At 46.2% G+C, this 23,605-nt stretch carries 23 protein-coding genes; 8 read left to right on the top strand and 15 right to left on the bottom strand.

The features are described 5' to 3' along the window. Positions 1–103 precede the first annotated feature (103 nt). Positions 104–829 (top strand): DUF2884 family protein, encoded by a 726-nt coding sequence (locus tag GOL65_RS09600; RefSeq protein ID WP_179038291.1) that lies wholly within the window; start codon positions 104–106, stop codon positions 827–829. Between the two features lie 326 nt (positions 830–1,155). Here the strand turns inward: GOL65_RS09600 and hemW are convergent, their stop codons facing one another. After that, the gene (hemW, locus tag GOL65_RS09595) at positions 1,156–2,286 is read right to left on the bottom strand and encodes a radical SAM family heme chaperone HemW (protein ID WP_140919841.1); all 1,131 of its coding nucleotides are present in this window, start codon (positions 2,284–2,286) and stop codon (positions 1,156–1,158) included. Then, on the bottom strand, positions 2,279–2,872 hold the full coding sequence (locus GOL65_RS09590) for an XTP/dITP diphosphatase (protein WP_140919842.1): 594 nt from the start codon (positions 2,870–2,872) through the stop codon (positions 2,279–2,281). The genes hemW and GOL65_RS09590 overlap by 8 nt, the downstream gene beginning before the upstream one ends. A 307-nt stretch (positions 2,873–3,179) precedes the next feature. Between GOL65_RS09590 and GOL65_RS09585 the strand changes: the two genes are divergently transcribed. Next, positions 3,180–3,992: a CDP-diacylglycerol diphosphatase gene (locus tag GOL65_RS09585; protein ID WP_179038290.1), complete on the top strand. Its 813-nt coding sequence runs from the start codon at positions 3,180–3,182 to the stop codon at positions 3,990–3,992. A gap of 40 nt (positions 3,993–4,032) precedes the next feature. Here the strand turns inward: GOL65_RS09585 and yggU are convergent, their stop codons facing one another. From yggU to GOL65_RS09565, 4 genes are all read right to left on the bottom strand, one after another. After that, on the bottom strand, positions 4,033–4,329 hold the full coding sequence (gene yggU / locus GOL65_RS09580; protein ID WP_140919844.1) for a DUF167 family protein YggU: 297 nt from the start codon (positions 4,327–4,329) through the stop codon (positions 4,033–4,035). After that, positions 4,329–4,874, bottom strand: coding sequence for a YggT family protein (locus tag GOL65_RS09575; RefSeq protein WP_140919845.1), 546 nt, complete (start codon positions 4,872–4,874; stop codon positions 4,329–4,331). The genes yggU and GOL65_RS09575 overlap by 1 nt, the downstream gene beginning before the upstream one ends. Before the next feature lie 155 nt (positions 4,875–5,029). Next, positions 5,030–5,848 carry a pyrroline-5-carboxylate reductase gene (gene proC / locus GOL65_RS09570; protein WP_140919846.1) on the bottom strand — a complete coding sequence of 273 codons (819 nt, stop codon included), beginning with the start codon at positions 5,846–5,848 and terminating at the stop codon, positions 5,030–5,032. Between the two features lie 64 nt (positions 5,849–5,912). Then, positions 5,913–6,617 carry a YggS family pyridoxal phosphate-dependent enzyme gene (locus GOL65_RS09565; RefSeq protein WP_140919847.1) on the bottom strand — a complete coding sequence of 235 codons (705 nt, stop codon included), beginning with the start codon at positions 6,615–6,617 and terminating at the stop codon, positions 5,913–5,915. Between the two features lie 22 nt (positions 6,618–6,639). Here GOL65_RS09565 and GOL65_RS09560 point away from each other — a divergent pair, with 22 nt between their 5' ends. Together GOL65_RS09560 and GOL65_RS09555 are read left to right on the top strand one after the other, a co-directional pair. After that, on the top strand, positions 6,640–7,632 hold the full coding sequence (locus GOL65_RS09560) for a type IV pilus twitching motility protein PilT (protein WP_140919848.1): 993 nt from the start codon (positions 6,640–6,642) through the stop codon (positions 7,630–7,632). A gap of 103 nt (positions 7,633–7,735) precedes the next feature. Then, positions 7,736–8,269 carry a hypothetical protein gene (locus GOL65_RS09555; protein ID WP_140919849.1) on the top strand — a complete coding sequence of 178 codons (534 nt, stop codon included), beginning with the start codon at positions 7,736–7,738 and terminating at the stop codon, positions 8,267–8,269. Position 8,270: 1 nt separating this feature from the next. On the opposite strand, the gene ruvX is transcribed toward GOL65_RS09555, so the two are convergent. The 6 genes from ruvX to metK form a co-directional block, all read right to left on the bottom strand. Continuing rightward, positions 8,271–8,693: a Holliday junction resolvase RuvX gene (gene ruvX / locus GOL65_RS09550; RefSeq protein WP_130590407.1), complete on the bottom strand. Its 423-nt coding sequence runs from the start codon at positions 8,691–8,693 to the stop codon at positions 8,271–8,273. Further along, positions 8,694–9,257, bottom strand: coding sequence for a YqgE/AlgH family protein (locus GOL65_RS09545; RefSeq protein WP_140919850.1), 564 nt, complete (start codon positions 9,255–9,257; stop codon positions 8,694–8,696). A gap of 189 nt (positions 9,258–9,446) precedes the next feature. Then, positions 9,447–10,394: a glutathione synthase gene (gene gshB, locus GOL65_RS09540; RefSeq protein WP_140919851.1), complete on the bottom strand. Its 948-nt coding sequence runs from the start codon at positions 10,392–10,394 to the stop codon at positions 9,447–9,449. Positions 10,395–10,404: 10 nt separating this feature from the next. Then, positions 10,405–11,136, bottom strand: coding sequence for a 16S rRNA (uracil(1498)-N(3))-methyltransferase (gene rsmE / locus GOL65_RS09535; RefSeq protein WP_140919852.1), 732 nt, complete (start codon positions 11,134–11,136; stop codon positions 10,405–10,407). 200 nt (positions 11,137–11,336) lie between these two features. After that, on the bottom strand, positions 11,337–11,840 hold the full coding sequence (locus GOL65_RS09530; RefSeq protein ID WP_140919871.1) for a SprT family zinc-dependent metalloprotease: 504 nt from the start codon (positions 11,838–11,840) through the stop codon (positions 11,337–11,339). A gap of 99 nt (positions 11,841–11,939) precedes the next feature. Beyond that, a complete protein-coding gene (metK, locus tag GOL65_RS09525; protein ID WP_140919853.1) occupies positions 11,940–13,094 on the bottom strand; it encodes a methionine adenosyltransferase in 1,155 nt (384 codons plus the stop codon). Between the two features lie 727 nt (positions 13,095–13,821). Here metK and speA point away from each other — a divergent pair. Beyond that, positions 13,822–15,720: a biosynthetic arginine decarboxylase gene (gene speA / locus GOL65_RS09520; protein ID WP_140919854.1), complete on the top strand. Its 1,899-nt coding sequence runs from the start codon at positions 13,822–13,824 to the stop codon at positions 15,718–15,720. 48 nt (positions 15,721–15,768) lie between these two features. On the opposite strand, the gene GOL65_RS09515 is transcribed toward speA, so the two are convergent. Further along, positions 15,769–16,365 carry a YhgN family NAAT transporter gene (locus GOL65_RS09515; RefSeq protein WP_140919855.1) on the bottom strand — a complete coding sequence of 199 codons (597 nt, stop codon included), beginning with the start codon at positions 16,363–16,365 and terminating at the stop codon, positions 15,769–15,771. A gap of 323 nt (positions 16,366–16,688) precedes the next feature. Between GOL65_RS09515 and speB the strand changes: the two genes are divergently transcribed. Then, on the top strand, positions 16,689–17,606 hold the full coding sequence (speB, locus tag GOL65_RS09510) for an agmatinase (RefSeq protein WP_140919856.1): 918 nt from the start codon (positions 16,689–16,691) through the stop codon (positions 17,604–17,606). Positions 17,607–17,964: 358 nt separating this feature from the next. Here the strand turns inward: speB and GOL65_RS09505 are convergent, their stop codons facing one another. Beyond that, the gene (locus GOL65_RS09505; protein WP_140919857.1) at positions 17,965–18,531 is read right to left on the bottom strand and encodes an NADPH-dependent FMN reductase; all 567 of its coding nucleotides are present in this window, start codon (positions 18,529–18,531) and stop codon (positions 17,965–17,967) included. A 323-nt stretch (positions 18,532–18,854) separates the two neighbouring features. After that, positions 18,855–19,601 carry a M48 family metalloprotease gene (locus GOL65_RS09500; protein WP_179038289.1) on the bottom strand — a complete coding sequence of 249 codons (747 nt, stop codon included), beginning with the start codon at positions 19,599–19,601 and terminating at the stop codon, positions 18,855–18,857. A gap of 251 nt (positions 19,602–19,852) precedes the next feature. Here GOL65_RS09500 and tkt point away from each other — a divergent pair, with 251 nt between their 5' ends. Together tkt and pgk are read left to right on the top strand one after the other, a co-directional pair. Then, positions 19,853–21,847 carry a transketolase gene (tkt, locus tag GOL65_RS09495; RefSeq protein ID WP_179038288.1) on the top strand — a complete coding sequence of 665 codons (1,995 nt, stop codon included), beginning with the start codon at positions 19,853–19,855 and terminating at the stop codon, positions 21,845–21,847. Between the two features lie 585 nt (positions 21,848–22,432). Further along, positions 22,433–23,596 carry a phosphoglycerate kinase gene (gene pgk / locus GOL65_RS09490; protein ID WP_140921501.1) on the top strand — a complete coding sequence of 388 codons (1,164 nt, stop codon included), beginning with the start codon at positions 22,433–22,435 and terminating at the stop codon, positions 23,594–23,596. The last annotated feature ends 9 nt before the right edge of the window (positions 23,597–23,605 follow it).

Genomic DNA, 23,605 nt, shown 5'->3' with positions numbered 1-23,605 from the left:
CAGTTAATCCCCCCGATTTGATGAACACCTGACGGACTCTGATGTCTATAGTCTGGTTGAACCTACAAAAGTACGATTTCGCATTAACCATTGAGGAATAATTATGTTACGAAAAACCGGCGCGGCCCTTTTGCTGTTGATGGCCTGGCAGGCGCAAGCGGCTTATGAATGTAATGTAAAACCACAGGATGATATTTTTATTAACCAGGATACGGTTAAAGTTGCTGGTGCCAGCGGTGAGCTGGTAATTGGTAAGAATGGTGATGTGACCCGTAATGGTAAAGTATTAACTCTTTCTGATGCGGCTCGCGCTCAGGCGGTGAGCTATCAAACTAATTTGCGTACCGATTTGCCTTATATTAACGACGGTGTTCGTTCACGCCTGAAGATCGCTCAGAGTGCACTGGATAACGTGATTGTTAAACAATTGGGTACCGAGAGTAATGTGCGTAAACGTTTAGTCACTCTGAGTTCAGAACTGACTAAAGAGATGGAAAAAGTACTGGAGCCTCGTCCGGGAGGTTTAGCTTTTCACCATCAGGCCGTTTCACAAGTTGAAGCTAATGGTCAGGTGATTATGCAAAATACTCTGGGTGGTGTGTTACAGGACAGCATTAACGAACTGGGTATCCAGCAAGTGGCTAAAGCCGGTAAGTCAGGCAATCCTTTACAGGCAGTATTAGGCAGCCTGGGTGGCTTACAGCAGCAAATTAAAGACGAATGGAAGAAGCAGGAAAAAGACTTCAACCAGTTTGGTCAAGAAGCATGTGGTAAGGTTACGGTGCTGGAACAGCAGCGGGCCAATTTACTGAAGGTATTACCGCAATAATTATCCTGTCAGTATAAATGTAGCTCAGGGTAAGTTTCGTCTGCTAAACCTTCAGTGTTTTGTTTGACTGAGGTGCTGGCAGCCGAGCAGAGGGAATTAGGGCGAATTCCCTCTGCACTCCCGCGCCTTCGCACACGAATCCAGGTCGCTTAGGCGACTTCCCTCCGCCTTCATTCGGGCTTACGCACCGGCGCAGAGCCGCTCCCGACGTCGCTGCGCCTCGGCTGGCATCCATGCCAGCCGTGCTACCCTCATTCAGTTGTCGGCTGAATTCCAGTGCTCTATCAGGTCAAAAGAGAAGGTCAAGGGAAAAGAGTAAGGGCGAACTACAAAAATAATTCGAGTAAAGAATTCAGGAATAATTTCCCTTTCTCAGTAACCTGCCAGTACTCACTGGTTTCCGTCAGGTACCCCATCTTCAATGCACTATCAAGATTCTGCCGAATAACGCTCTCATTCAACCCGGTAAGACGGCTGAAATCAGCTCTTGGCGCAGCTTCCAGCAGGCGAAATCGGTTCATAAAGAACTCAAAAGGTCGTTCATCGGCTTCAACGTTGTACTGCTTATCCAGATACTTACCGTTCATATAACCACGGGGATGGCGGGTTTTTACCGTGCGTATAATTCGCCCGTCGCTAAAACTCAGTTTACCGTGCGCTCCGCAGCCAATACCCAGATAGTCACCAAAACGCCAGTAGTTCAGGTTGTGCTGACACTGATAACCGGGTTTGGCGTAAGCTGAGGTTTCATACTGCTGATAACCGGCAGCACTAAGTAATTCATGACCGCGCTGATAGATATCCCACAGCGCGTCGTCGTCCGGCAGTACCGGAGGGCGTGAACCAAATAATGTATTTGGCTCAATGGTGAGTTGATACCAGGATAGATGAGGAGGGTCTAACTCAATGGCCTGCCGCAGGTCATCCAACGCCTCTTCCAGTGATTGATCCGGCAAACCGTGCATTAAATCCAGATTGAAGCTGCGTAACCCAAGGCCTTGTGCCAGATGTGCCGCACGCTTTGCCTCTTCCGGACCGTGTATCCGCCCCAGTCGCTCCAGCTTTGGCTGACTAAAGCTCTGAACGCCAATAGAGATGCGATTTACTCCGGCCTGCTGATAGGCTCTAAATCGGTCGGCCTCTACCGTTCCCGGATTGGCTTCCATGGTAATTTCAGCGTTATCCTCCAGCGTTAACCGACTACGCACCCCATCTAACAGTCTCTGCATGGCTTCTGCACCCAGCAGGCTGGGAGTTCCACCGCCAATAAATATTGTACTGACAGGCCTGCCACCGGTGAGAGGTAAATCGTTATCCAGATCGATAAGCAAATGCTCCACATAATCCATATCGGGAATATCGCCCTTCAAGGCGTGTGAGTTGAAATCGCAGTAAGGGCACTTCTGCACACACCAGGGAATATGAATATAGAGGCTCAGCGGCGGGGGATTAAGCATTACGCAAGGCATCCAACAGCATGGTCAATGCCTGACCGCGGTGAGAAATCTTACTTTTATGTTCTCTGCTCAACTCAGCGGCGGTACAGCCTAATTCCGGAAGATAGAAAATAGGATCGTAACCAAAGCCACCTTCACCGGCTGGGCTAAACAGCACTTCACCCGGCCAACTGGCATGAAAAACTAATGGGATAGGATCGTTGGCATGACGCATATAAACCAGCACACAGTGGAATTGTGCCTGACGTTGCTCCTTTGGAACATCTTTCAGTGTTTCCAGCAGCTTATTCAGGTTAGCCTGATCGCTGGCATCAACGCCGGCATAGCGGGCTGAATAGATACCGGGTGCACCGCCCAGAACATCAACGGCAATACCTGAATCATCAGCAATGGCGGGCAAACCGGTAACCTGCGCGGCATGACGTGCTTTAATAATGGCATTCTCAATAAAGGTTAATCCGGTTTCTTCAGCCGAATCGACACCGAGATCGGTTTGAGCAATCACTTCAAAGCCAAAATCAGCCAGAAGATTTGCCAGCTCACGCACTTTACCGGGGTTACCGGTTGCAAGCACCAGTTTCTGCATTGTGGAGTCCACCTGTTATTTCGAGTTTTAATCAGGGCAGGGTATACCTGCGATAGAATAGTGTTTCATTTTTCAATATTTCATAGCCGCATAGCATAACTCAAACTGAAGTAAGTGAATGAGCGAAAATGGTAAGGGGGAGTGTTTTTTGACCACTGAATGAAGGGTAATTTGTTTTTTATTTAATATTATCAATAGGTTTTATTCATTTATTAATCAGAAACATAATTTATTGAATTAAAACCAACTGTTACATGTGTGTTATAATTGCCAGGAGAGACTATCAATTAACACTCCGAAGATGAGAATGAAACGAAAAAAACGATTGCCTAAATTACTGAAGTGGCTGGTCGCGATTATCATTGTATCGCTGGTAATTTTAGCTATCTGGTGGGGCTGGGTACGTAGTCACTCAAATGAATTATGGAAGATCGTTAGTGAGCAATGTGTTCCTCATCAGCAATTAAGCGCATCAACAGCTTCTCCCTGTATTAACGTGATTTTGACGCCGGATGCCAAACGAGGATACGTCATATTTAAAGATCGTAACGGGCCTTTGCATTTTCTGCTAATCCCTACGGCGAAAATTGATGGTATTGAGAGCAAGGTATTACAGCAGCCAGATTCTACCGATTACCTCTATCAGGCATGGGTAGCTCGCCACTATCTGGCTCAACAGGCGGGTAAACCTATTTCCCGGGAAATGGTGTCATTAGCGGTTAATTCAGCCTATGGGCGTAGCCAGGAGCAATTGCACATTCATATTGCCTGCGTTAAGCCAGAAATACAGGCGCAGTTGGGAAGCCAGATAGAAAACTTCAGCGAGAAATGGTCATCGGTTCCTTATGGTATCAATGGTCACCACTATATTGCCCGTACATTGACCGAATCTCAGTTACGTGAAATCAATCCGTTCCAGCGGCTGGCAACGGAAGTATCGGATGCAGCGGATAATATGGAGAAATATGGTCTGGCGCTGGTGGCTTACACTGGCTATAACGATAGGCCAATGTATTTATTGTTGGCAAATCGGCTGGATATTTTTGGCCTGAATGCAGGGCATACCGGAGATATACAAGACTATCAGTGCGATTTGCTGAAAACAGAAAATTTATTTTAATTGATAGACAGTAGAGAAATATTAAAGGATGCCTGAGTTATCAGGCATCCGGTAACAGGAGTTTTATTTCAGCAGGAACCTGCTGTGGATTATCGATTCTTACCTGCTTATGACGCCCCAGTTCCCCTTTTTCAATCGTTACCATACCTTTGGCAACGCGAAACTGTTTAGCCAGAAACTTAACCAAATGGGCGTTCGCCTGACCGTCAACCGGCGGGGCGGTAATCGCGACTTTTAACTCTTCTCCATGCAGACCAACAATTTGATCGCGGCTGGCCTTCGGCTGAATATATAGCCGAAGGATAATCGCATCAGACTGTTGTTCTACAGCGCTCATTACAGAATCAGAGCCAGAACATCTGCTTTCAGGTAATTCAACGCATAAAGGATCAGGATCAACACCATTGGCGACAGGTCGATTCCTCCCATTGAGGGCAGTAAGCGACGAATTGGAGACAATAGTGGTTCAGTTAGCTGGATAAGCAATTGATCTACCGGATTGCGTCCCTGGCTAATCCAGCTCATCAACGCACGGATAATAATAACCCAGAATACCAGCTTACCGGCAGCAGTCAGCAGTTCCAGTAGCGAGAGTGGGAGGTAAACCGGGAAGAATAATAGCACCTGATTAATCAGCCACAGCCCAACAACATACTTCAACAGAATAAGGATGTAGGCAACCAGTAGTGAAGCAGTATCGATAGGACCAATCGACGGGATGACACGGCGTAATGGTCCAATTATCGGCTGGGTGATTTTCACCACAAACTGTGAGAATGGATTGTAGAAATCGGCTCTTGCCCATTGCATCCATACCCGTAGCAGTAGCACCGATACGTAAAGATCGAGCACGGTTACAATAAGAAAAGATAAAAATTGCATGGTTAACCCTTGGTTATTGTCTGCCCTGGCTTAGCCAGACTGAAATCTGAGAAACGGTATTATGCTATAACGACACCCGTATATTTGGGGATTAGCATATAGTAAATCAAGGAAAAATGGCAATGAACCCGCTAATTCATTGCCGGATTATCATTTTAAAGTGATTTTTCCATTTCATCGGCACGTTTAATGGCGGCCTGCATAGCTGAAGCTACAGTTTCGCTCAAACCATGTTCATTAAAAACGCGCAGTGCCTCAGCAGTAGTACCGCCCTTTGAAGTGACCTGCTGGCGAAGAGTCGCGATATCTAACTGTGGGTTATTTACCACCATTTGTGCGGCACCTAAAGCAGCCTGTTGCACCAGTAAACGTGCAGTTTCTGGTTCAAATCCAAGGCGTTCAGACTCATTTTGCATCGCTTCCATAAACAGGAAGAAATAGGCCGGAGCGCTACCGGCAGCAGCGATGACACTATTTATCCCACTTTCCTCATTCACCCAACAGATTTTTCCGACAGATTGCATCAACTGAGCGGTAAATTCTCTATCCTGAGCGTTAACCTGTGGTGGTGCGTACAGGCCGCTCATTCCTAAACCAATCAATGATGGGGTATTGGGCATAATGCGAATAAGGTCAACAGGCCCCAGCAGCTGGGAAAAACGAGTGACACTTACTCCGGCAGCGATGGACAAAATTAATTTTTTGCTGAGGTCCACCTGCTGATGTAAAGGAGCACAAACGTCAGCCATCATCTGTGGTTTAACTGCCAGTAGCACCACATCGGCCTGACGAGCGCTTTCAACGTTATCATTACTACAACGAATGCCATATTGGCTATGCAGCGGGCCATCCTGTTTCATTGATGGGGAAGTTGCGGTAATCAAATCCGCCGGATAACCGTCGCTGACTAATCCGGCAATAATCGCTTTTGCCATATTACCGGCACCAATAAACGCAATTTTACGGTGTTGCATGATAAGTCTCACTTTGTCAGTTTAAAGCTCAGATAATCGGGAGTAGCTCGGATTACCTGATGAATTACAAGGTATAGTCACGTGCACCAAATATAGCAGTACCAATGCGCACCATGGTACTGCCTGCGCGAATAGCATTATCCATGTCGTCAGTCATTCCCATAGAGAGGGTATCAATTTGTGGATAGGCAGTTTTAAGCTGGTTAAACGCCTGTGTCATTTTTTGAAATACGATAAGTTGACGGGCAGGATCGTTTTCCGGCGCTGGGATGGTCATTAGTCCACGCAGTGTCAGGTGAGGCAGATTGTGAATTTGGGCCGCCAGCTCTGACAACTCCTCAAGTTTAATACCGGATTTACTCTGTTCATCACTGATATTAATCTGAATAAGTACATTTAGCGGCGGCATAGCTGCTGGCCGCTGTTCACTTAAACGTCTGGCAATCTTCTCTCTGTCCAGAGTATGCATCCAGTGGAAGTGCTCAGCAACCAGTCGGCTCTTGTTCGATTGCAGTGGGCCAATAAAATGCCATTCCAACTGCTCTGATTCAGCTGTGCTGTTAAAGTGCTGAATTTTATCGACGCCTTCCTGCACATAGTTTTCGCCAAACAGGCGCTGACCTGCATCAATCGCTTCCTGAATCGCCTCCACAGGTTTTGTTTTACTCACTGCAAGTAACTGAACTTCTTTGGGAGAACGGCCGCATTGTTGCGCTGCTTCAGCGATACGGTGCCTGACTGCTTCTAGATTCTGTTGGATAGTTGTCATAAGTCTATTCAGGGAGTCTGCTATGAATGTATGCCAATTAATAACTGATAGTGTAAAGCAAAATGGGTCCGATCTGCACCTTTCTGCCGGGCATTTGCCAGTATTGCGCGTGAACGGGGATTTACACTACTTTGGCGAAAGTTTACTACCGCCAGAATGGCTGTCAGAACAACTGTTAGCGCTCTTAGCCAGTGAACAACGAGTGACATTTCAGCAACAGGGGCAGTTAGATTTTGCCTTAACGATTGAAGACATACGTCTTCGGGTGAATCTTTTTCAGCAGAGCGATGGCATATCTGCCGCTTTTCGCTTTATTCGAAATGATATACCTCCGCCAGAGTTGTTAGGGATTCCTGATTCGTTGATAGCCATGAGCAGTTGCCTTGATGGCTTGGTTATCGTTGCCGGAGCGACCGGGAGTGGGAAATCGACCACGCTGGCTGCTCTGATAAGCATGATTAATCAGCAGTCAGCTCGCCACATTATTACGCTGGAAGATCCCATCGAGTTTATACATCACAGTCATCGTTGCCTGATTCAGCAGCGTGAGGTCGGCAGGCATGTGGAAAGCTTCTCTCAGGGGTTACGTGCGGCATTGCGACAGGACCCGGATATTATCTTGCTGGGGGAGTTGAGGGATGTGGAAACTATCCATATGGCATTAACCGCAGCGGAGACCGGGCATCTGGTATTTGCCACCTTGCATACCCGTTCTGCAGTGCAATCAATTGAACGCATTATTGATGTGTTCCCGGCTGAAGAGAAACGTTTTGTTAGTACTCAATTGGCAAACAGTTTACAGGCAGTAGTTTGTCAGCAGCTTTTACCCTGTAGTAAAGGTGGACGTATCGCTGCTTATGAAGTGCTGGTGAATACTCCTGCAGTGAGCAATATGATTCGGGAAGGTAAACACCACCAGCTATTAACACTGTTACAAACCGGAGCGGTTAATGGAATGCAAACCATGGAGCAATGTAGAAGCCGCTTATTATCGAACGGGTTGATTATGGGGTAGTAAACGTAAAGGTTTCGCTAAACTTCTTTTCTATTCTTCCTAAGTATGGTGAACTGCCATTTTCCTAACGACTTGTAATATAAACAGAAAGGAAACGTAAATCTTGAACGCATTTAAATGGCTTTTAGTGGTTGTTTTACTGGCAATCATTGGTGGTGGTGGCTATTGGTATTATAAAAATACGTTACCAACTTACGGTTCCGAAGGCACATTTGAGATTACTGTGGGTTTGTTAGAGCCAAAAACCAATCAACCAATGGCTGATACGCCGTTCTATCTGGTAGTAACTAAAGATACTGAGACTGACCCTGCATTTCACAAGCCACTGTTTGGCGTTACTGACTCTACTGGACGTGCGGCAAAAATTGTCAGTAAAACTCAACTGAATGCGAACGATTATGTATTGGTGCAGAAAGTAGGTCAGGGAGAGTATGGCAAGTATTTCGCTCTGCTGGGAACCGGTAACTCTATTCCATTGCCAAATACCGATTATGTGATTACCGGATGTGGGGATATTCCGGAATATAAAGGCGTATCAAACCGGCAGGGATATACCGTTTACTATGCGGCAAATCAAGCCTGTAATATTAAAATGAGTATTAACTGGGGTAGTACGTTGGATAATCTGCTGCACTAGATTAACCGAGCTGTTGTTCAAACCAACTTTCCAGAATGATTACCGCAGAGGCAGCGTCTACGCTGCCTTTGTCCAGTGCGCGAAAACCGCCACGGGAAAACAAGTCAGCTTTAGCTTCTACCGTACTTAGACGTTCATCGTGTAATTGGATTTGCACTCCAAATCTACCGTGTAGGCGATTGGCAAACTTTTTTGCCTGAGCAGTAACTGGTTGCTCAGTTCCATCCATATTCAATGGAAGCCCAACCACCACTAAATCAGGTTGCCATTCTTTCAGCAATTTTTCGATTTGTTGCCAGTCGGGGCTGCCATCCCTGGCCTTAAATGAAGCAAGAGGGCGAGCAGTACCGGTAACTTCCTGGCCGATAGCTGCACCGATGCTCTTGGTGCCAAAATCAAATCCTAATACAGTACGGTTAGACATTTATGCGTGACCTACTTGTGTTGCAATAGTATGGATGTTCACACCCAACTTCCTCGCGGCTGTTTGCCAGCGTTGATTGACCGGAACGTGAAATAGAATGTTGGTATCTGCCTCAACGGTCAACCAGCTGTTTTCCAGCAGTTCCCGTTCTAATTGACCTGCATCCCACCCGGCATAACCTAAAGCAACCAGTGCTTCGGATGGCTGAGAGGCGGTACCCAGGGTTTCTAATACATCTTTCGATGAGGTGATCATAACATGTTCATTGATCTGGATACTGGATGAAAATTTCTGGCGAGGGGTATGCAAAATAAATCCCCGATCGTCAGCCAGCGGTCCGCCATCCAATACTGGATTGTTTAAATGAATATTGGATACCTTTGGCGTGGGGTAGATATCCAGCTTCGCGAGTACTTCTTCGACGGTTAGCTCTCCGAGAGGTTTGTTAATAACCAATCCCATCGTGCCATTCTGATTGTGTTCGCAAATGTACACAACCGAATGGCTAAAGCAGGGATCTTCCAGGGTAGGCATCGCAATAAGAAAATGGTGTTGTAAGTTCATGGTATTAAACCGTTGGCTGAATGGAAATGTGATGTGTAGGTGCTTGTCACCCATTGATTATTATAGCAAATTTAGCTCACCGATGCTTAGCGTGAAAACTATTGGTAGTAAAAAAATTGACTCTGTCCCTTAAATTACAGGTGACAGAGTCATTTTAGTTAAACAGACTTATTGTTTGAGCTTAGCAGCTTACTTAATGCGGCGCTCAATGGCATCCATTAACATACCTGTGATAGAAACATCCGGGAAAGCAGCTTCAATTTCACGGATACAGGTTGGGCTGGTGACATTAATCTCCGTCAGCTTGTCGCCAATGATATCCAGGCCAACAAATACTAATCCTTTTTCTTTCAGGATTGGTGCTACGCTACGGGCGATTTTCCAATCACTTTCGCTTAAAGGATGCGCTTCACCGCGTCCTCCAGCCGCCAGATTGCCACGAGTTTCTCCCTGCTTTGGAATACGTGCCAGGCAATAAGGAACCGGCTCGCCATCCACGACCAGAACGCGCTTATCACCATCCGAAATCTGTGGCACAAAGTTTTGTGCCATACAGTAACGGGTGCCTAATTCAGTCAAGGTTTCAATGATTACCGACAGATTAGGGTCGTTTGGTTTAACGCGGAAAATAGAGGAACCACCCATGCCATCCAATGGTTTAAGGATAATGTCACCATGCTCTGCATAGAAACGGCGGATATGCTCTGCACTGCGGGAAACCAGCGTAGACGGCGTTAGCTCAGGGAACCAGGCGGTAAACAGTTTTTCGTTGCAGTCGCGCAGGCTTTGAGGCTTGTTGACGATCAGCGTGCCTTTTGCTTCTGCACGTTCCAGAATATAGGTTGCGTAGATATATTCAGTATCAAATGGAGGATCTTTACGCATCAAAATAACATCAAGATCGTGCAGTGGGATCTCTTGCTCCTGATGGAAATCGAACCAGTGCTCCTTATCATACTGAACCGTTAGCGTACGCGTACGGGCGCGAGCCTCTCCGGTCTGTAGATAAAGATCGTTCATTTCCATATAGTGCAATTCCCAGCCGCGTTTTTGAGCTTCTTGCAGCATAGCAAAGCTGGAGTCTTTCTTAATGTTGATGGACGTAATCGGGTCCATCACGATGCCGAGTTTGATCATCTTTTTCTCCTTATCCCAGATCGCCGAAGCGTACCTGTAGTGCAGCAATCGCGGTAAGCGCCGCGGTTTCTGTACGCAGAATCCGGGGGCCGAGTAGAATATCTGTAAAATCGTAATTCGCTGTCATATCGATCTCGTCCTGGGATAATCCTCCTTCAGGACCAATTAACAGACGGATGTTTTGTACCGGCATAGTGAGCGTATTAATGCTCTGGCTGGCTCTTGGGTGTAGATTCAATTTAATTCCGCCATCAGATTCTGAACACCATTCTTCGAGGTTCATTACCGGACGAACTTCGGGAATTCGGTTACGTCCACACTGTTCGCAGGCAGCGGTGGCAATTTTTTGCCACTGTTGAACTTTCTTTTCCAGTCTCTCTTTATCCAGTTTTACGCCGCAGCGTTCTGAAATCAGTGGGGTAATCACATTCACACCCAACTCGATAGATTTCTGGATAGTAAACTCCATCTTCTCTCCGCGAGAAATCACCTGACCGAGATGAAAATTAAGCGGTGACTCAAGGTTCTCTTCCCGCTGGTCAACGATATTGACCAGTACCTGCTTTTTATCAACCCGAGTAATCACAGCATCAAAAACATGATTGCTACCATCAAATAGCGTTAGCTGATGGTTCGGCTGCATACGCAGTACGCGACCAACATGATTCGCTGCATCGTCGCTCAGGGCGATATCATTAGCGATAGCAAGAGAATGGGGATGATAGATGCGGGGAATACGCATAGTTATATTTTGTTTTCCGGTATTTTCCTGAATTAACAGGCATTCAAGGGTATTCTTTTCCGGCTAAATGGCCAAAGAAGTCGTAAATATGTTAACTGAGCCGGATAAGCTTAATATTGTAGAACAGACTGTTCAACCCTGCGTTGTTTTTATCATCACTAAAAGCAGGAAAAGTTAAGTAGGCCTGACATGCAAATAGTTTAGGTTTCAGCTGGTTTCAACAGATTGCCGCAGTGCTTACAACGATACTCACTCTCTTTACGCAGGATTTTGTTGTGGCGGCGTACGGTTAACTGATGCGTTTGGCAATTACAGATATAGGTAAAAGTTTTCCCCTGTACCGACATCACATCAAAACAGTGTGTTCGGGTTGCGCTAACTCCCAGAACTTTTTCCATCATCCATTGCCATTCGGCACCATGCGGGGATACACGGCCAAATTGACGATAAACCAGTAAATGAGCCAGCTCATGGGGAACCACATCATCAATAAACTGTTGACCATTTTCTACCAGCAACACTGCATTAAGTCGGATTTCCCAGTGGGTAAGATGGGCCGTTCCAGCGGTTGTTCCACGCTGGCGATAGGTGACTTTGGGTTCTGAATACTCAGTTTCTAAATGGCGATTAGCCAGTGCCAGATAATGGCGTAAGCAACGCATAACGGCTTGCTGAGTAGCGATGGGAAGGCGAAGTGTGGTCATGAGCGCTAGCATAACGAGGTGCCATAAAATGAGCAATAAAAAACGGCGTGAGGCTGATGCCATCACGCCGTTAAAATTAGCTACGATGCCTGTCTGGAATTATTTAAGTCCGGCAGCTTCGCGCAGCATTGCCGCTTTGTCTGTTTTTTCCCATGGGAAATGTTCACGACCAAAATGACCGTAAGCTGCGGTTTGCTGATAAATAGGTCTGATCAAATCCAGCATTTTAATTAATCCATAAGGACGCAGGTCGAAGAACTCGCGAACCAATTGAATTAAACGGTCGTGTGGAATTTTTTCGGTGCCGAAGGTTTCCAGCATAATTGAGGTTGGCTCAGCAACACCAATAGCGTAAGAAACTTGAATTTCGCAGCGCTCCGCCAGGCCAGCAGCCACGATATTTTTAGCCACGTAGCGTGCAGCATAGGCTGCAGAACGGTCAACTTTAGAAGGATCTTTGCCGGAGAATGCCCCGCCGCCGTGACGAGCTGCACCGCCGTAGGTATCAACGATAATTTTACGACCGGTTAATCCACAGTCACCCATTGGTCCACCAATGACGAAGCGGCCGGTTGGGTTAATAAAGTATTTGGTATTAGCTGATAACCATTCAGCAGGTAGAACCGGTTTAATGATGTGTTCCATTACCGCTTCCTGCAGATCTTTTTGGCCGATATGGTCAGAGTGTTGAGTTGATAATACTACCGCATCAATACCGCTGATTTTGCCATTGTCATACATAAAGGTGACCTGGCTTTTAGCATCCGGACGTAGCCAAGGCAGGGTACCATTTTTACGTACTTCTGCCTGACGCTCCATTAAGCGGTGAGCATAAGTAATTGGTGCAGGCATTAAAACTTCGGTTTCGTTAGTTGCATAACCAAACATGATGCCCTGATCGCCAGCACCTTGTTCTAACGGGTCGCTGCGGTCAACACCTTGATTGATATCACGTGATTGTTTGCCAATAGCGCTTAATACCGCACAAGAATTAGCATCAAATCCCATATCTGAGTGTGTGTAACCAATGTCACATACGGTACGACGAGTGAGTTCTTCAATATCCACCCAGGCGGAAGTTGTGATTTCACCGCCGACTAAAACCATACCGGTCTTAATATAGGTTTCACAGGCTACGCGCGCTTTAGGATCTTGCTCAAGAATTGCATCAAGCACCGCGTCAGAAATTTGGTCGGCAATTTTGTCAGGATGCCCTTCGGATACGGATTCGGAAGTAAACAGGTGTTGGGCCATTTCTTCTCTTACCTCTAAGACGGTTTAACTGCAAAGCGGCGTTATCCCTTATTGGGGAGATCGTTGGGCGTGAGACAACGCATGCGCAGATTAAGGAGTTTATGAATACGTTAGTTAATCGGTATAGACGGATTAACTTCTGGATGGCTATTCTAAAGATTTACTACAATATTGCCAGTTGTTTTTTATCTGAAAATATTCAACCTATTGTTCTGAATTACATTTTTTTTATAACTGGAAATAGAAGGCGGTTTTGACGGTGATTTAGCACATACAAAGTACCGATATACCGAGTTGAAATATAAATAACCGGTGGGGGAGCGTGGATAAAATTATTAACTGTTTAATTATCATTTAGTTCTGAAAAAATTGCTTTTTTACCGTAGATAATCAGGCTTTTGATCTGGTTATATAGCTGGACAATAATCACCGTATTCTAAATTGAAGTTATCTTCTTTATTAATTGATTTGTAAATGATTTTTAATGGTAGGGTATCTAACTATCCTCCGGACATATTTATAAACAAAAATTTTGTTTTTTGCTGTCAGATTGCTTCATTAACAATATGAAATAGCAATATTATCGTCTATTCTTATGCGGTCGTATGGTCCGGGTAGTTACCCTCCAGTGCTGCATGGTGAAATACGAACTAATCGGGTAGTTTTTACTGTTGAGTTGCTCAGATCGGTTTGTTTCCGTTCCGGGCTCTAAGAGGCTTATGTTGTTATGACAAACGGTTCCGCAAGCAAAATGATGCGTACTTATAATGTCGCTCACTGGGGTGGTGGTTATTATGGTGTGAATGAATTTGGCCATATTACTGTCTGTCCGGATCCTGACTTACCTGATGCACGCGTGGATCTGGCAACGTTAGTTCAGGGAATGCAAGCACAGGGGCAGCGCCTGCCATCGTTGTTTTGTTTTCCACAAATACTTCAGCATCGTTTGCGTTCTATTAATGCTGCGTTTAAACGTGCACGTGAGTCGTTTGGTTATGAAGGCAACTATTTTTTAGTTTATCCGATTAAAGTTAATCAACAGCGTCGGGTAATTGAGTCACTGGTTAATTCCGGTGAACCTTTGGGACTGGAAGCCGGTTCCAAAGCTGAATTAATGGCGGTATTAGGTCATGCAGGGTTTACCCGCTCAGTGATCGTCTGCAACGGTTATAAAGATCGTGAATATATTCGTCTGGCGTTAACCGGGGAAAAACTCGGGCATAAAGTTTATCTGGTCATTGAAAAAATGTCTGAGATAAAGGTGGTTCTGGAAGAGGCCAAACGTCTGGATGTCATTCCTCGCCTTGGCGTTCGCGCTCGTCTGGCTTCTCAGGGTTCTGGTAAATGGCAGGCCAGCGGTGGTGATAAGTCTAAATTTGGTTTATCAGCTTCTCAGGTACTGACACTGGTCGATACGTTGCGTGATGCCGGGCGTTTGGACAGCCTGCAACTGCTGCACTTCCATCTGGGATCTCAGCTATCTAATATTCGTGATATTGCCACTGGCGTACGTGAATCAGCCCGTTTCTACGTAGAACTGCATAAACTGGGTGTCAATATTCAATGCTTCGACGTTGGTGGCGGTTTAGGCGTGGATTATGAAGGTACACGCTCTCAGTCTGATTGTTCAGTGAACTATGGCCTGAACGAATATGCGAATAACGTTATCTGGGGAATCGGTGAAGCCTGTAATGAACATGGTTTACCGCACCCAACGGTGATTACAGAATCCGGACGTGCAGTAACGGCGCACCATACGGTTTTGGTATCTAACGTGATTGGTGTGGAGCGCAATGAATTTGAAGTGCCGCAACCACCTAATGAAGATGCTCCCCGTGCTTTATGTAGCCTGTGGGACACCTGGCTGGAGATGCAAGAGCCAGAAAATCGTCGCTCACTGCGGGAGTGGTTGCACGATAGCCAGCTGGATTTGAATGATGTGCATACTCAATATGCACACGGCATGCTGGATTTAACCGACCGCGCTTATGCCGAGCAGCTTTATCTGACCATTTGTCATCATATTCAGCTACAGCTTGAACCAAGCAATCGTGCCCATCTTCCCATCATTGATGAGCTGGATGAGCGTATGGCGGATAAACTTTATGTTAACTTCTCGCTGTTCCAGTCAATGCCAGACGCATGGGGTATCGACCAGCTGTTTCCAGTATTGCCACTGAGCGGGTTAGATAAAGATCCTGAGCGCCGGGTAGTATTACTGGATATCACCTGTGATTCTGATGGGGCTATTGACCACTATATCGACGGTGACGGTATGGCAACCACTATGCCAATGCCGCCTTACGATCCGGAGAACCCTCCGCTGTTAGGCTTCTTTATGGTTGGCGCCTATCAGGAAATTCTGGGTAATATGCATAACCTGTTTGGTGATACCGCATCAGTTGATGTGTTCGTCTTTAACGATGGCAGCGTTGAAGTTGAACAGTCTGAAGAGGGCAATACGGTTGCGGAAATGCTGGAGTATGTTCAGCTTAATCCGGAAACCCTGATGACTCGCTATCGCGAACAAATCAAGAGCGCCAATTTAAGCCCTGAGCTTGAAGAGCAGTTCCTGGAAGAGTTTGAAGCCGGGCTGTATGGTTATACTTATCTTGAAGATGAGTAATTAATTGAGGAGCAGGTGGTCAACGATCGCCTGCTTTATTTCTGCTCTCTAGTGCGATAAATAGCTTCGAATCCCATCCAGAAACATTTGGGTTGAGATCATCACCAGTATTAATCCCATCAAACGTTCCAGTGCATTAACGCCTTTCTCGCCCAGCAGACGTAAAAACAAGTCGGACATCATCAATATCATGGCAGAAAGCGCCCAGGCGATAAACAGCGCAATGGCCAGATAGCCCATTTTGTTGGGGTATTGATGTGATAGCATCATTAATGACGCCAGAATAGAAGGTCCGGCCACTAATGGAATAGCCATTGGCACCAAAAAAGGCTCTTCTCCTGCCGGTAAACCAGAAGTACTACCATTCTCAGAGGATGGAAAAATCATTCTGATGGCAATCAGAAACAGAATAATCCCGCCAGAAATAGACACTGTCTCGGTACGCAGATTTAATACTTCCAGAATTTTCTCACCGGTAAACAGAAAAACCATCATCAGCACCAACGCAATCAGCATCTCTCTGATAACAATAATGCGGCGGCGTTTCGGATCGATATGTTTAAGGATCGACATAAATATCGGCAGGTTTCCCAGCGGATCCAGGATAAGAAAAAGTAGAATTATTGCCGATGTCATTTCTGCCATATATAAATCCGGTTAGTGCATTTAGTTTAACTATATACTAACTTTAACAGACTGAAAGATTAGTCAATTCTGTAACTGCTTGTGAGTCTGAAAAGTCCCGCTAACGATAATCGATGAGGCTCGGGATTTTTCTTGAAGATGGGGGGAATACACTCCATAATTTACCCCAGCACAATTGAAGAATTCTCTGAATCCCTTTCTCGTCGGGCGCTCCATTCTGACGAGGAGGGATTTTTTTTCGCGACTTAGTTGATTTCCATTTATGACTCATTGCCGATAGCATGGGATAACGGAAAGATAACGCAGACTTTTTGAGGAATACAATGAATAGCACGCTTGGCAATAAGCCTGATAATTCACTGGTCTCCAATGCTTTTGGTTTTTTACGTTTACCACTCAATTTCCAACCGTATGAGAGTGATGCTGATTGGGTTATCACCGGTGTTCCTTTCGATATGGCAACCTCTGGTCGTTCAGGCGCTCGTCATGGACCAGCGGCCATTCGTCAGGTATCGACTAATCTGGCCTGGGAATCCTGTCGTTGGCCATGGACATTCAAACTGCAAAGCAAATTGAAGGTTGTTGATTGCGGTGATGTGGTTTTTAATTTTGGTGACGCTCAGGACATGAGTGAACAGCTTCAGGCTCACACCGAACGTTTACTGGCTGCCGGTAAGCGCTGTCTGACTTTTGGTGGTGACCACTTTGTGACGCTGCCTTTATTAAGAGCTCACGCTAAACATTTTGGCAAAATGGCTTTGGTTCATTTTGATGCTCATACCGATACTTACTCTAACGGCAGTAAGTTTGATCATGGCACCATGTTTTATCATGCGCCAAATGAAGGTTTGATTGATCCTACACGTTCAGTACAAATTGGTATCCGTACTGAGCATGATACTGACAACGGTTTCACCGTATTGGATGCCGCTCAGGTAAACGATCGCACAGTAGATGATGTTGTTGCTCAGATTAAAAAGATTGTAGGAGACATGCCGGTTTATCTGACGTTTGATATTGACTGTCTGGATCCTGCTTTTGCTCCGGGTACCGGTACGCCAGTGTGTGGTGGATTAACGTCTGACCGTGCACTAAAAATTCTGCGTGGATTACAATCGCTGGATATCGTGGGAATGGATGTAGTGGAAGTAGCTCCTTCTTACGATCACGCAGAGATGACCGCGCTGGCAGCCGCGACAGTTGCTCTGGATATGCTGTATATGCAGGCAGCGAAAAAGTAACGAAAAAGTAATTTAATCCGAATATAAGGATAATAAAAAACGGCTGACAATTATCAGCCGTTTTTTATTAATGACAAAGTCTGCCAGTTCAGTTTAATACCTTAAGATAGCCAATCGTTGGGAGGGACGGGTGTTGGGGGCGACTTGGCGTAAGCCAACGAAGTGCCCCTAACCCGGCCAGGCCCAACGCGCACCATAGCTGAGTACAGATGGTTTACCGACCGTTCTCGATGCAGATATAAGCACTGTGTTTTTACGGTCGGAATATTTATTGAGGCCAATTTATCTGGTTGGCCATCACATTAAAACGGCCGATATTTATCAGCCGTTTTCGTATTAATGGATTTATCTCAATAGCCTATTTTTGTGGGCGAGTCTGAAATAGAACCCAATCAGCATAAGCATCAACAAAGCTTTGCAGGAAGGCTTTGGTTCTTTCAGTTAGCTCACCACTCTCTTCAAAAATAGCCCCGGCGTTACTGATATAGGCTTCCGGCTGCTGCATACATGGAATATTCAGGAATACCAGTGATTGACGCAGATGGTGGTTGGCACCAAAACCGCCAATGGCACCCGGTGATGCGCTAACAACAGCCCCAGGTTTTCCTGACCAGGCACTTTGACCGTAAGGACGAGAACCTACATCCAGTGCGTTTTTTAATGCTGCTGGCACAGAGCGATTGTATTCAGGGGTGACAAATAATACGGCATCAGCAGCTTTGATTTGATTACGGAATGTAGTGTAAGCGGCAGGTGCTGGAGTGACATCAATATCTTCGCTATAGAGAGGTAAATCGCCAATTTCCACGATATCCAGCTTAATTGAAGAGGGAGCTAATTTAGCCAATGCCAGGGCAATTTTTCTGTTGATTGACTCTTTACGCAGGCTACCAACCAAAACGGCTACGTGTTTCACTTGACTCATAAGACGACTCCTTGGTGAATTTTATTGATGATTCATTCAATACTACAACCTGAATAAGTGATGAAACGGGACACCCCGCACAAGTGCGGCATTGATATAAAAGATAGTTGACAATCATCACTCTGGCAAAGAAATAATCCTGATAAATGAAAAGATTATCTCTATTTTTCCCGATAATCTGACCACTGTACGTCACTGAATATTTGAGTGTTAATGATTTCGTGCCAAATGTTCGGAGGAGGGGAGTTTTTCTGGCAATAAAAAAACCGAGGCCATGACCTCGGTTTTAGATACATAGATAAGCGTGTTATCGCATAAATATATTATTTACCATCAGCAGCGATACGAGCTCTGATTGCTTCAGCACGGTCTTTAGAACCTGGGTGAGAGCTCATCATACCAGCACTTGCGCCACCGTCTAACTGAGCTAGTTTGTCAAACGCAGTTGCCAGAGCAGCTGTTTTCAGTTTCTTCTGCTTCAGCAGGTCGTAAGAGAAGGTATCAGCTTCTGATTCTTGAGACTGAGAGAACTGAGCGTTGATCAGTGCGTTAGCGAAATCCAGAACCTGAGCGTCGTTCAGAACTGCTGCAGTTTTGCCGCCGTACTGAAGTGCTGCCTGGGTAGCGAACTGAGCTGCATAAGCAACCTGGAATGCTTTCTTAGTGTGGCCTAAATCAACGTGACCAATTTCGTGGCCCAGAACGCCGATTACTTCATCGTCAGTCATCTTATCCATCAGACCGCTATACACACGGATACAGCCGTTAGCCATTGCCCATGCGTTGATGTCATCAGTTAAGTAAACTTTGTAGTTCAGAGGTTGACCATTGATGTTGGTGCCTAACTTCTTGGAGATGTTGTTCAGACGTTTGGTGTACTTGCTGCTCTTGCCTGCAACTTTGTTAGTCTGATCCATTTCTTTACAAGATTGATCTGACAGCGCTTTAACTTCTGCATCACTAACGGTTACAGCAGACAGAAGGGTATCACCAAAACTACCGCTCTGGCAGCCTGCTAACATGGTAGCCGATGCTAAGGTTACAGCGATTAAAGTAGAACGCATTTTCATAAAACTATCTTCCTGTGATTATATGATTATTAGCCTTCAAGACTGGTCCTATCCAGTTGGACGATAATATCAATAATAAAAGAGTGTGTCATGAGGAAATGAAAAGATCTGTGACACAAAAACCCACCTTTAATTGCAACTATTTGTATCGTCAATCGGGGTTGCCGTTTTAGCGCTGACTTGAGAAGATAAGAGCGTTTTTCCTATTCTGGATCTGAACCTCGAATCCTAAGCCTAAAATGGAGTTAATAATGCCTTCTCATAAAGAACTCGCTAACGCTATTCGCGCCCTCAGTATGGACGCCGTACAAAAGGCCAAATCTGGCCATCCCGGAGCCCCGATGGGCATGGCCGATATCGCGGAAGTTCTGTGGCGCGGTTTCCTAAAACACAATCCAACCAATCCTCAGTGGGCTAACCGCGATCGCTTTGTGCTGTCTAACGGTCATGGCTCCATGCTGATTTATAGCCTGCTGCACCTGAGCGGTTATGATCTGACTATCGATGATTTAAAACAGTTCCGTCAGTTACATTCCCGTACCCCGGGTCACCCGGAATATGGCTATGCGCCGGGCGTGGAAACCACTACCGGCCCGCTGGGTCAGGGTATCTGTAATGCGGTGGGTATGGCGATTGCCGAGCGCACGCTGGCTGCCCAGTTTAACCGCCCGGGTCACGACATTGTTGACCACCACACTTATACCTTTATGGGTGACGGCTGCATGATGGAAGGGGTTTCTCACGAAGCCTGTTCACTGGCCGGTACCCTGAAACTGGGTAAACTGATTGCCTTCTATGATGACAACGGTATCTCCATTGACGGCCACGTTGAAGGCTGGTTCACTGATGATACGGCCATGCGTTTTGAAGCTTATGGCTGGCATGTAATTCGTGGCATCGATGGTCATGATGCAGAGGCCATTCGTAAAGCGGTAGAGCAGGCTCAGAAAGAGACCGGTAAGCCTTCATTGCTGATGTGCAAAACCATCATCGGTTTTGGTTCACCCAATAAAGCCGGAACTCACGACAGCCATGGCGCACCATTAGGTGATGCCGAAGTGGCCGCCACCCGTGAAGCGCTGGGCTGGAAATACGAGCCATTTGTTATTCCTCAGGAAATTTACAGCGCCTGGGATGCCAAATCTGCCGGTCAGACGGCGGAAGCAGCGTGGGACAAGCAGTTTGCCGCCTATCGGGCAGCTCATCCTGAACTGGCTGCCGAGTTCACCCGTCGCGTGAGCGGTCAGTTACCGGCTCAGTGGCAGGCAGAATCACAGAAGTTTATCGAGAATTTACAGGCTAATCCGGCCAATATCGCCAGCCGTAAGGCGTCACAAAATGCGCTGGAAGCCTTTGGTAAAGTGCTGCCTGAGTTCCTGGGCGGCTCAGCTGACCTGGCACCAAGCAACCTGACCATGTGGTCCGGTTCGAAGTCGATTGTGGATGACCTGGCGGGCAACTACATTCATTACGGCGTACGCGAGTTTGGTATGTCGGCGATGATGAACGGTATCGCCCTGCACGGTGGTTTTGTGCCTTACGGTGCCACCTTCCTGATGTTTATGGAATATGCCCGTAACGCGGTACGTATGGCAGCGCTGATGAAAATCCGCAGCGTATTTGTGTATACCCATGACTCGATTGGTCTGGGTGAAGATGGCCCGACTCACCAGCCGGTAGAGCAGATGGCCAGCCTGCGCCTGACGCCAAATATGAGCACCTGGCGTCCGTGTGACCAGGTTGAATCAGCGATTGCGTGGAAAGCAGCCATTGAGCGTCTGGATGGCCCAAGCGCCCTGATTTTTTCCCGTCAGAACCTGACCCAACAGCCACGTAGCGCAGAGCAACTGGCTAACGTAGCCCGTGGTGGTTATGTACTGAAAGACTGTGCCGGTACACCTGAGTTAATTCTGATTGCCACCGGTTCGGAAGTGAGTCTGGCGGTGGATGCGGCAGACAAACTGTCGGCAGAAGGCCGTAAAGTTCGTGTCGTTTCCATGCCATGTACTGAAGTGTTTGACCGTCAGGATGCGGGTTACCGTGAATCGGTGCTGCCATCAGGCGTAAGTGCACGTGTGGCTGTGGAAGCGGGTATTGCAGACTTCTGGTTCAAGTACACTGGTCTGAACGGTCGTATTGTTGGCATGCGCAGCTTCGGCGAATCCGCTCCGGCAGAACAACTGTTTGCCGAGTTTGGTTTTACGGTTGATAACGTGGTGGCGAATGCCCGTGAGTTGTTGAAATAATTTTAAATACTCCTGGTATTTAATTGAGTTCAAAGCCCTGATAGCGATATCAGGGCTTTTTAATTGCATCAACATCAGCCGTGAGGCTTTGCATCTCAGAATATATATCTAATCACAAAACCGAACTTTTTTAGTTTAACCGCATATAACCAGTAGTAATTCCGGCAGGATTTTCGTAATCTGTAAACACATGCTGAAGCGTTTCAGTTTTTGTGGTTTCAGGTATAGAATAACGGTAATATTGGAACAATGCCCGTAGTTTAAGGCTATCGAACCGATAGCGGTATCACAGACAGGCAGCGCTGTTATGATTAGAATAGACGGGTTAATCTCAACTATACTTTTCGTGTTATCATTTGCTGCAACGATTTGTCCGGTATGTTAAATATTTTGATATATAGGACAGGTGCGCGTGTTTTGTTTACCGCGAATGTCCTGTGTGATAAGTGATTTTTGTTAAAAGTAGCAATCTTTGGTGGGATAGAGCCGGACACTGCCGAAAAGCATCAACCATCGGAATATATGAGTATCGGCAAAGCGTGCCGGGCTCAGGTAACTTTGAGAGAATTAACAAGAGGATTCACAATGACTGTAATTAAGATGAGCGATCTGGATTTAGCGGGTAAACGTGTACTTATCCGTGCAGATCTCAACGTACCAGTAAAAGATGGCAAAGTAACCTCTGATGCCCGTATCCGCGCATCTCTGCCAACTATCGAATTAGCCTTAAAACAAGGCGCTCGCGTTATGGTAACTTCTCACCTGGGTCGTCCAACTGAAGGTGAATATAACGAAGAATTTTCTCTGTTACCGGTTGTGAATTATCTGAAAAATGCCATCAAATCTCCGGTTCGTCTGGCGAAAGATTATCTGGATGGTGTTGATGTTGCACAAGGCGAGTTAGTGGTTCTGGAAAACGTTCGCTTCAATAAAGGCGAAAAGAAAGACGAAGAAACGTTATCTAAGAAATATGCTGCACTGTGTGATGTGTTTGTAATGGATGCTTTTGGTACCGCTCACCGCGCTCAGGCGTCAACTCATGGTGTTGCAAAATATGCACCGGTTGCTTGTGCTGGTCCGCTGCTTTCTGATGAACTGGAAGCATTAGGTAAAGCGCTGGGTAACCCGGCTCGTCCAATGGTAGCAATTGTTGGTGGTTCTAAAGTATCAACCAAACTGACCGTATTAGGTTCTCTGTCTAAGATTGCTGACCAACTGGTTGTTGGCGGTGGTATCGCAAATACCTTTATCGCGGCTCAAGGCCACAATGTGGGCAAATCGCTGTATGAAGCCGATCTGATTCCTGAAGCGAAAAAACTGATGGAAACTTGCCATATTCCGGTTCCTACTGATGTGCGTGTGGCAACTGAGTTTTCTGAAACTGCGCCAGCAACGATGAAATCTGTTGCTGACATTAAAGATGATGAACAAGTTCTGGACTTAGGTGATGCATCGGCTGAAGAGCTGGCTGCAATCCTGAGAAAAGCAAAAACTATCCTGTGGAATGGCCCGGTAGGCGTATTTGAGTTCCCTAACTTCCGTAAAGGAACTGAAATCGTTGCTCAGGCTATTGCTGAGAGTGATGCATTCTCTATCGCAGGTGGTGGTGATACGTTGGCTGCGATCGATCTGTTTGGTATCGCAGATAAAATTTCTTATATCTCAACCGGTGGCGGTGCTTTCCTTGAGTTTGTTGAAGGTAAAAAACTGCCGGCAGTTGTGATGTTAGAAGAGCGTGCAAAGGGTTAATTCGATAAG

Origin of the sequence: Limnobaculum xujianqingii, assembly GCF_013394855.1 — a bacterium.
Classification (GTDB): Bacteria; Pseudomonadota; Gammaproteobacteria; order Enterobacterales; family Enterobacteriaceae; genus Limnobaculum; species Limnobaculum xujianqingii.
This window is presented reverse-complemented; position numbering and strand designations above follow the sequence as displayed.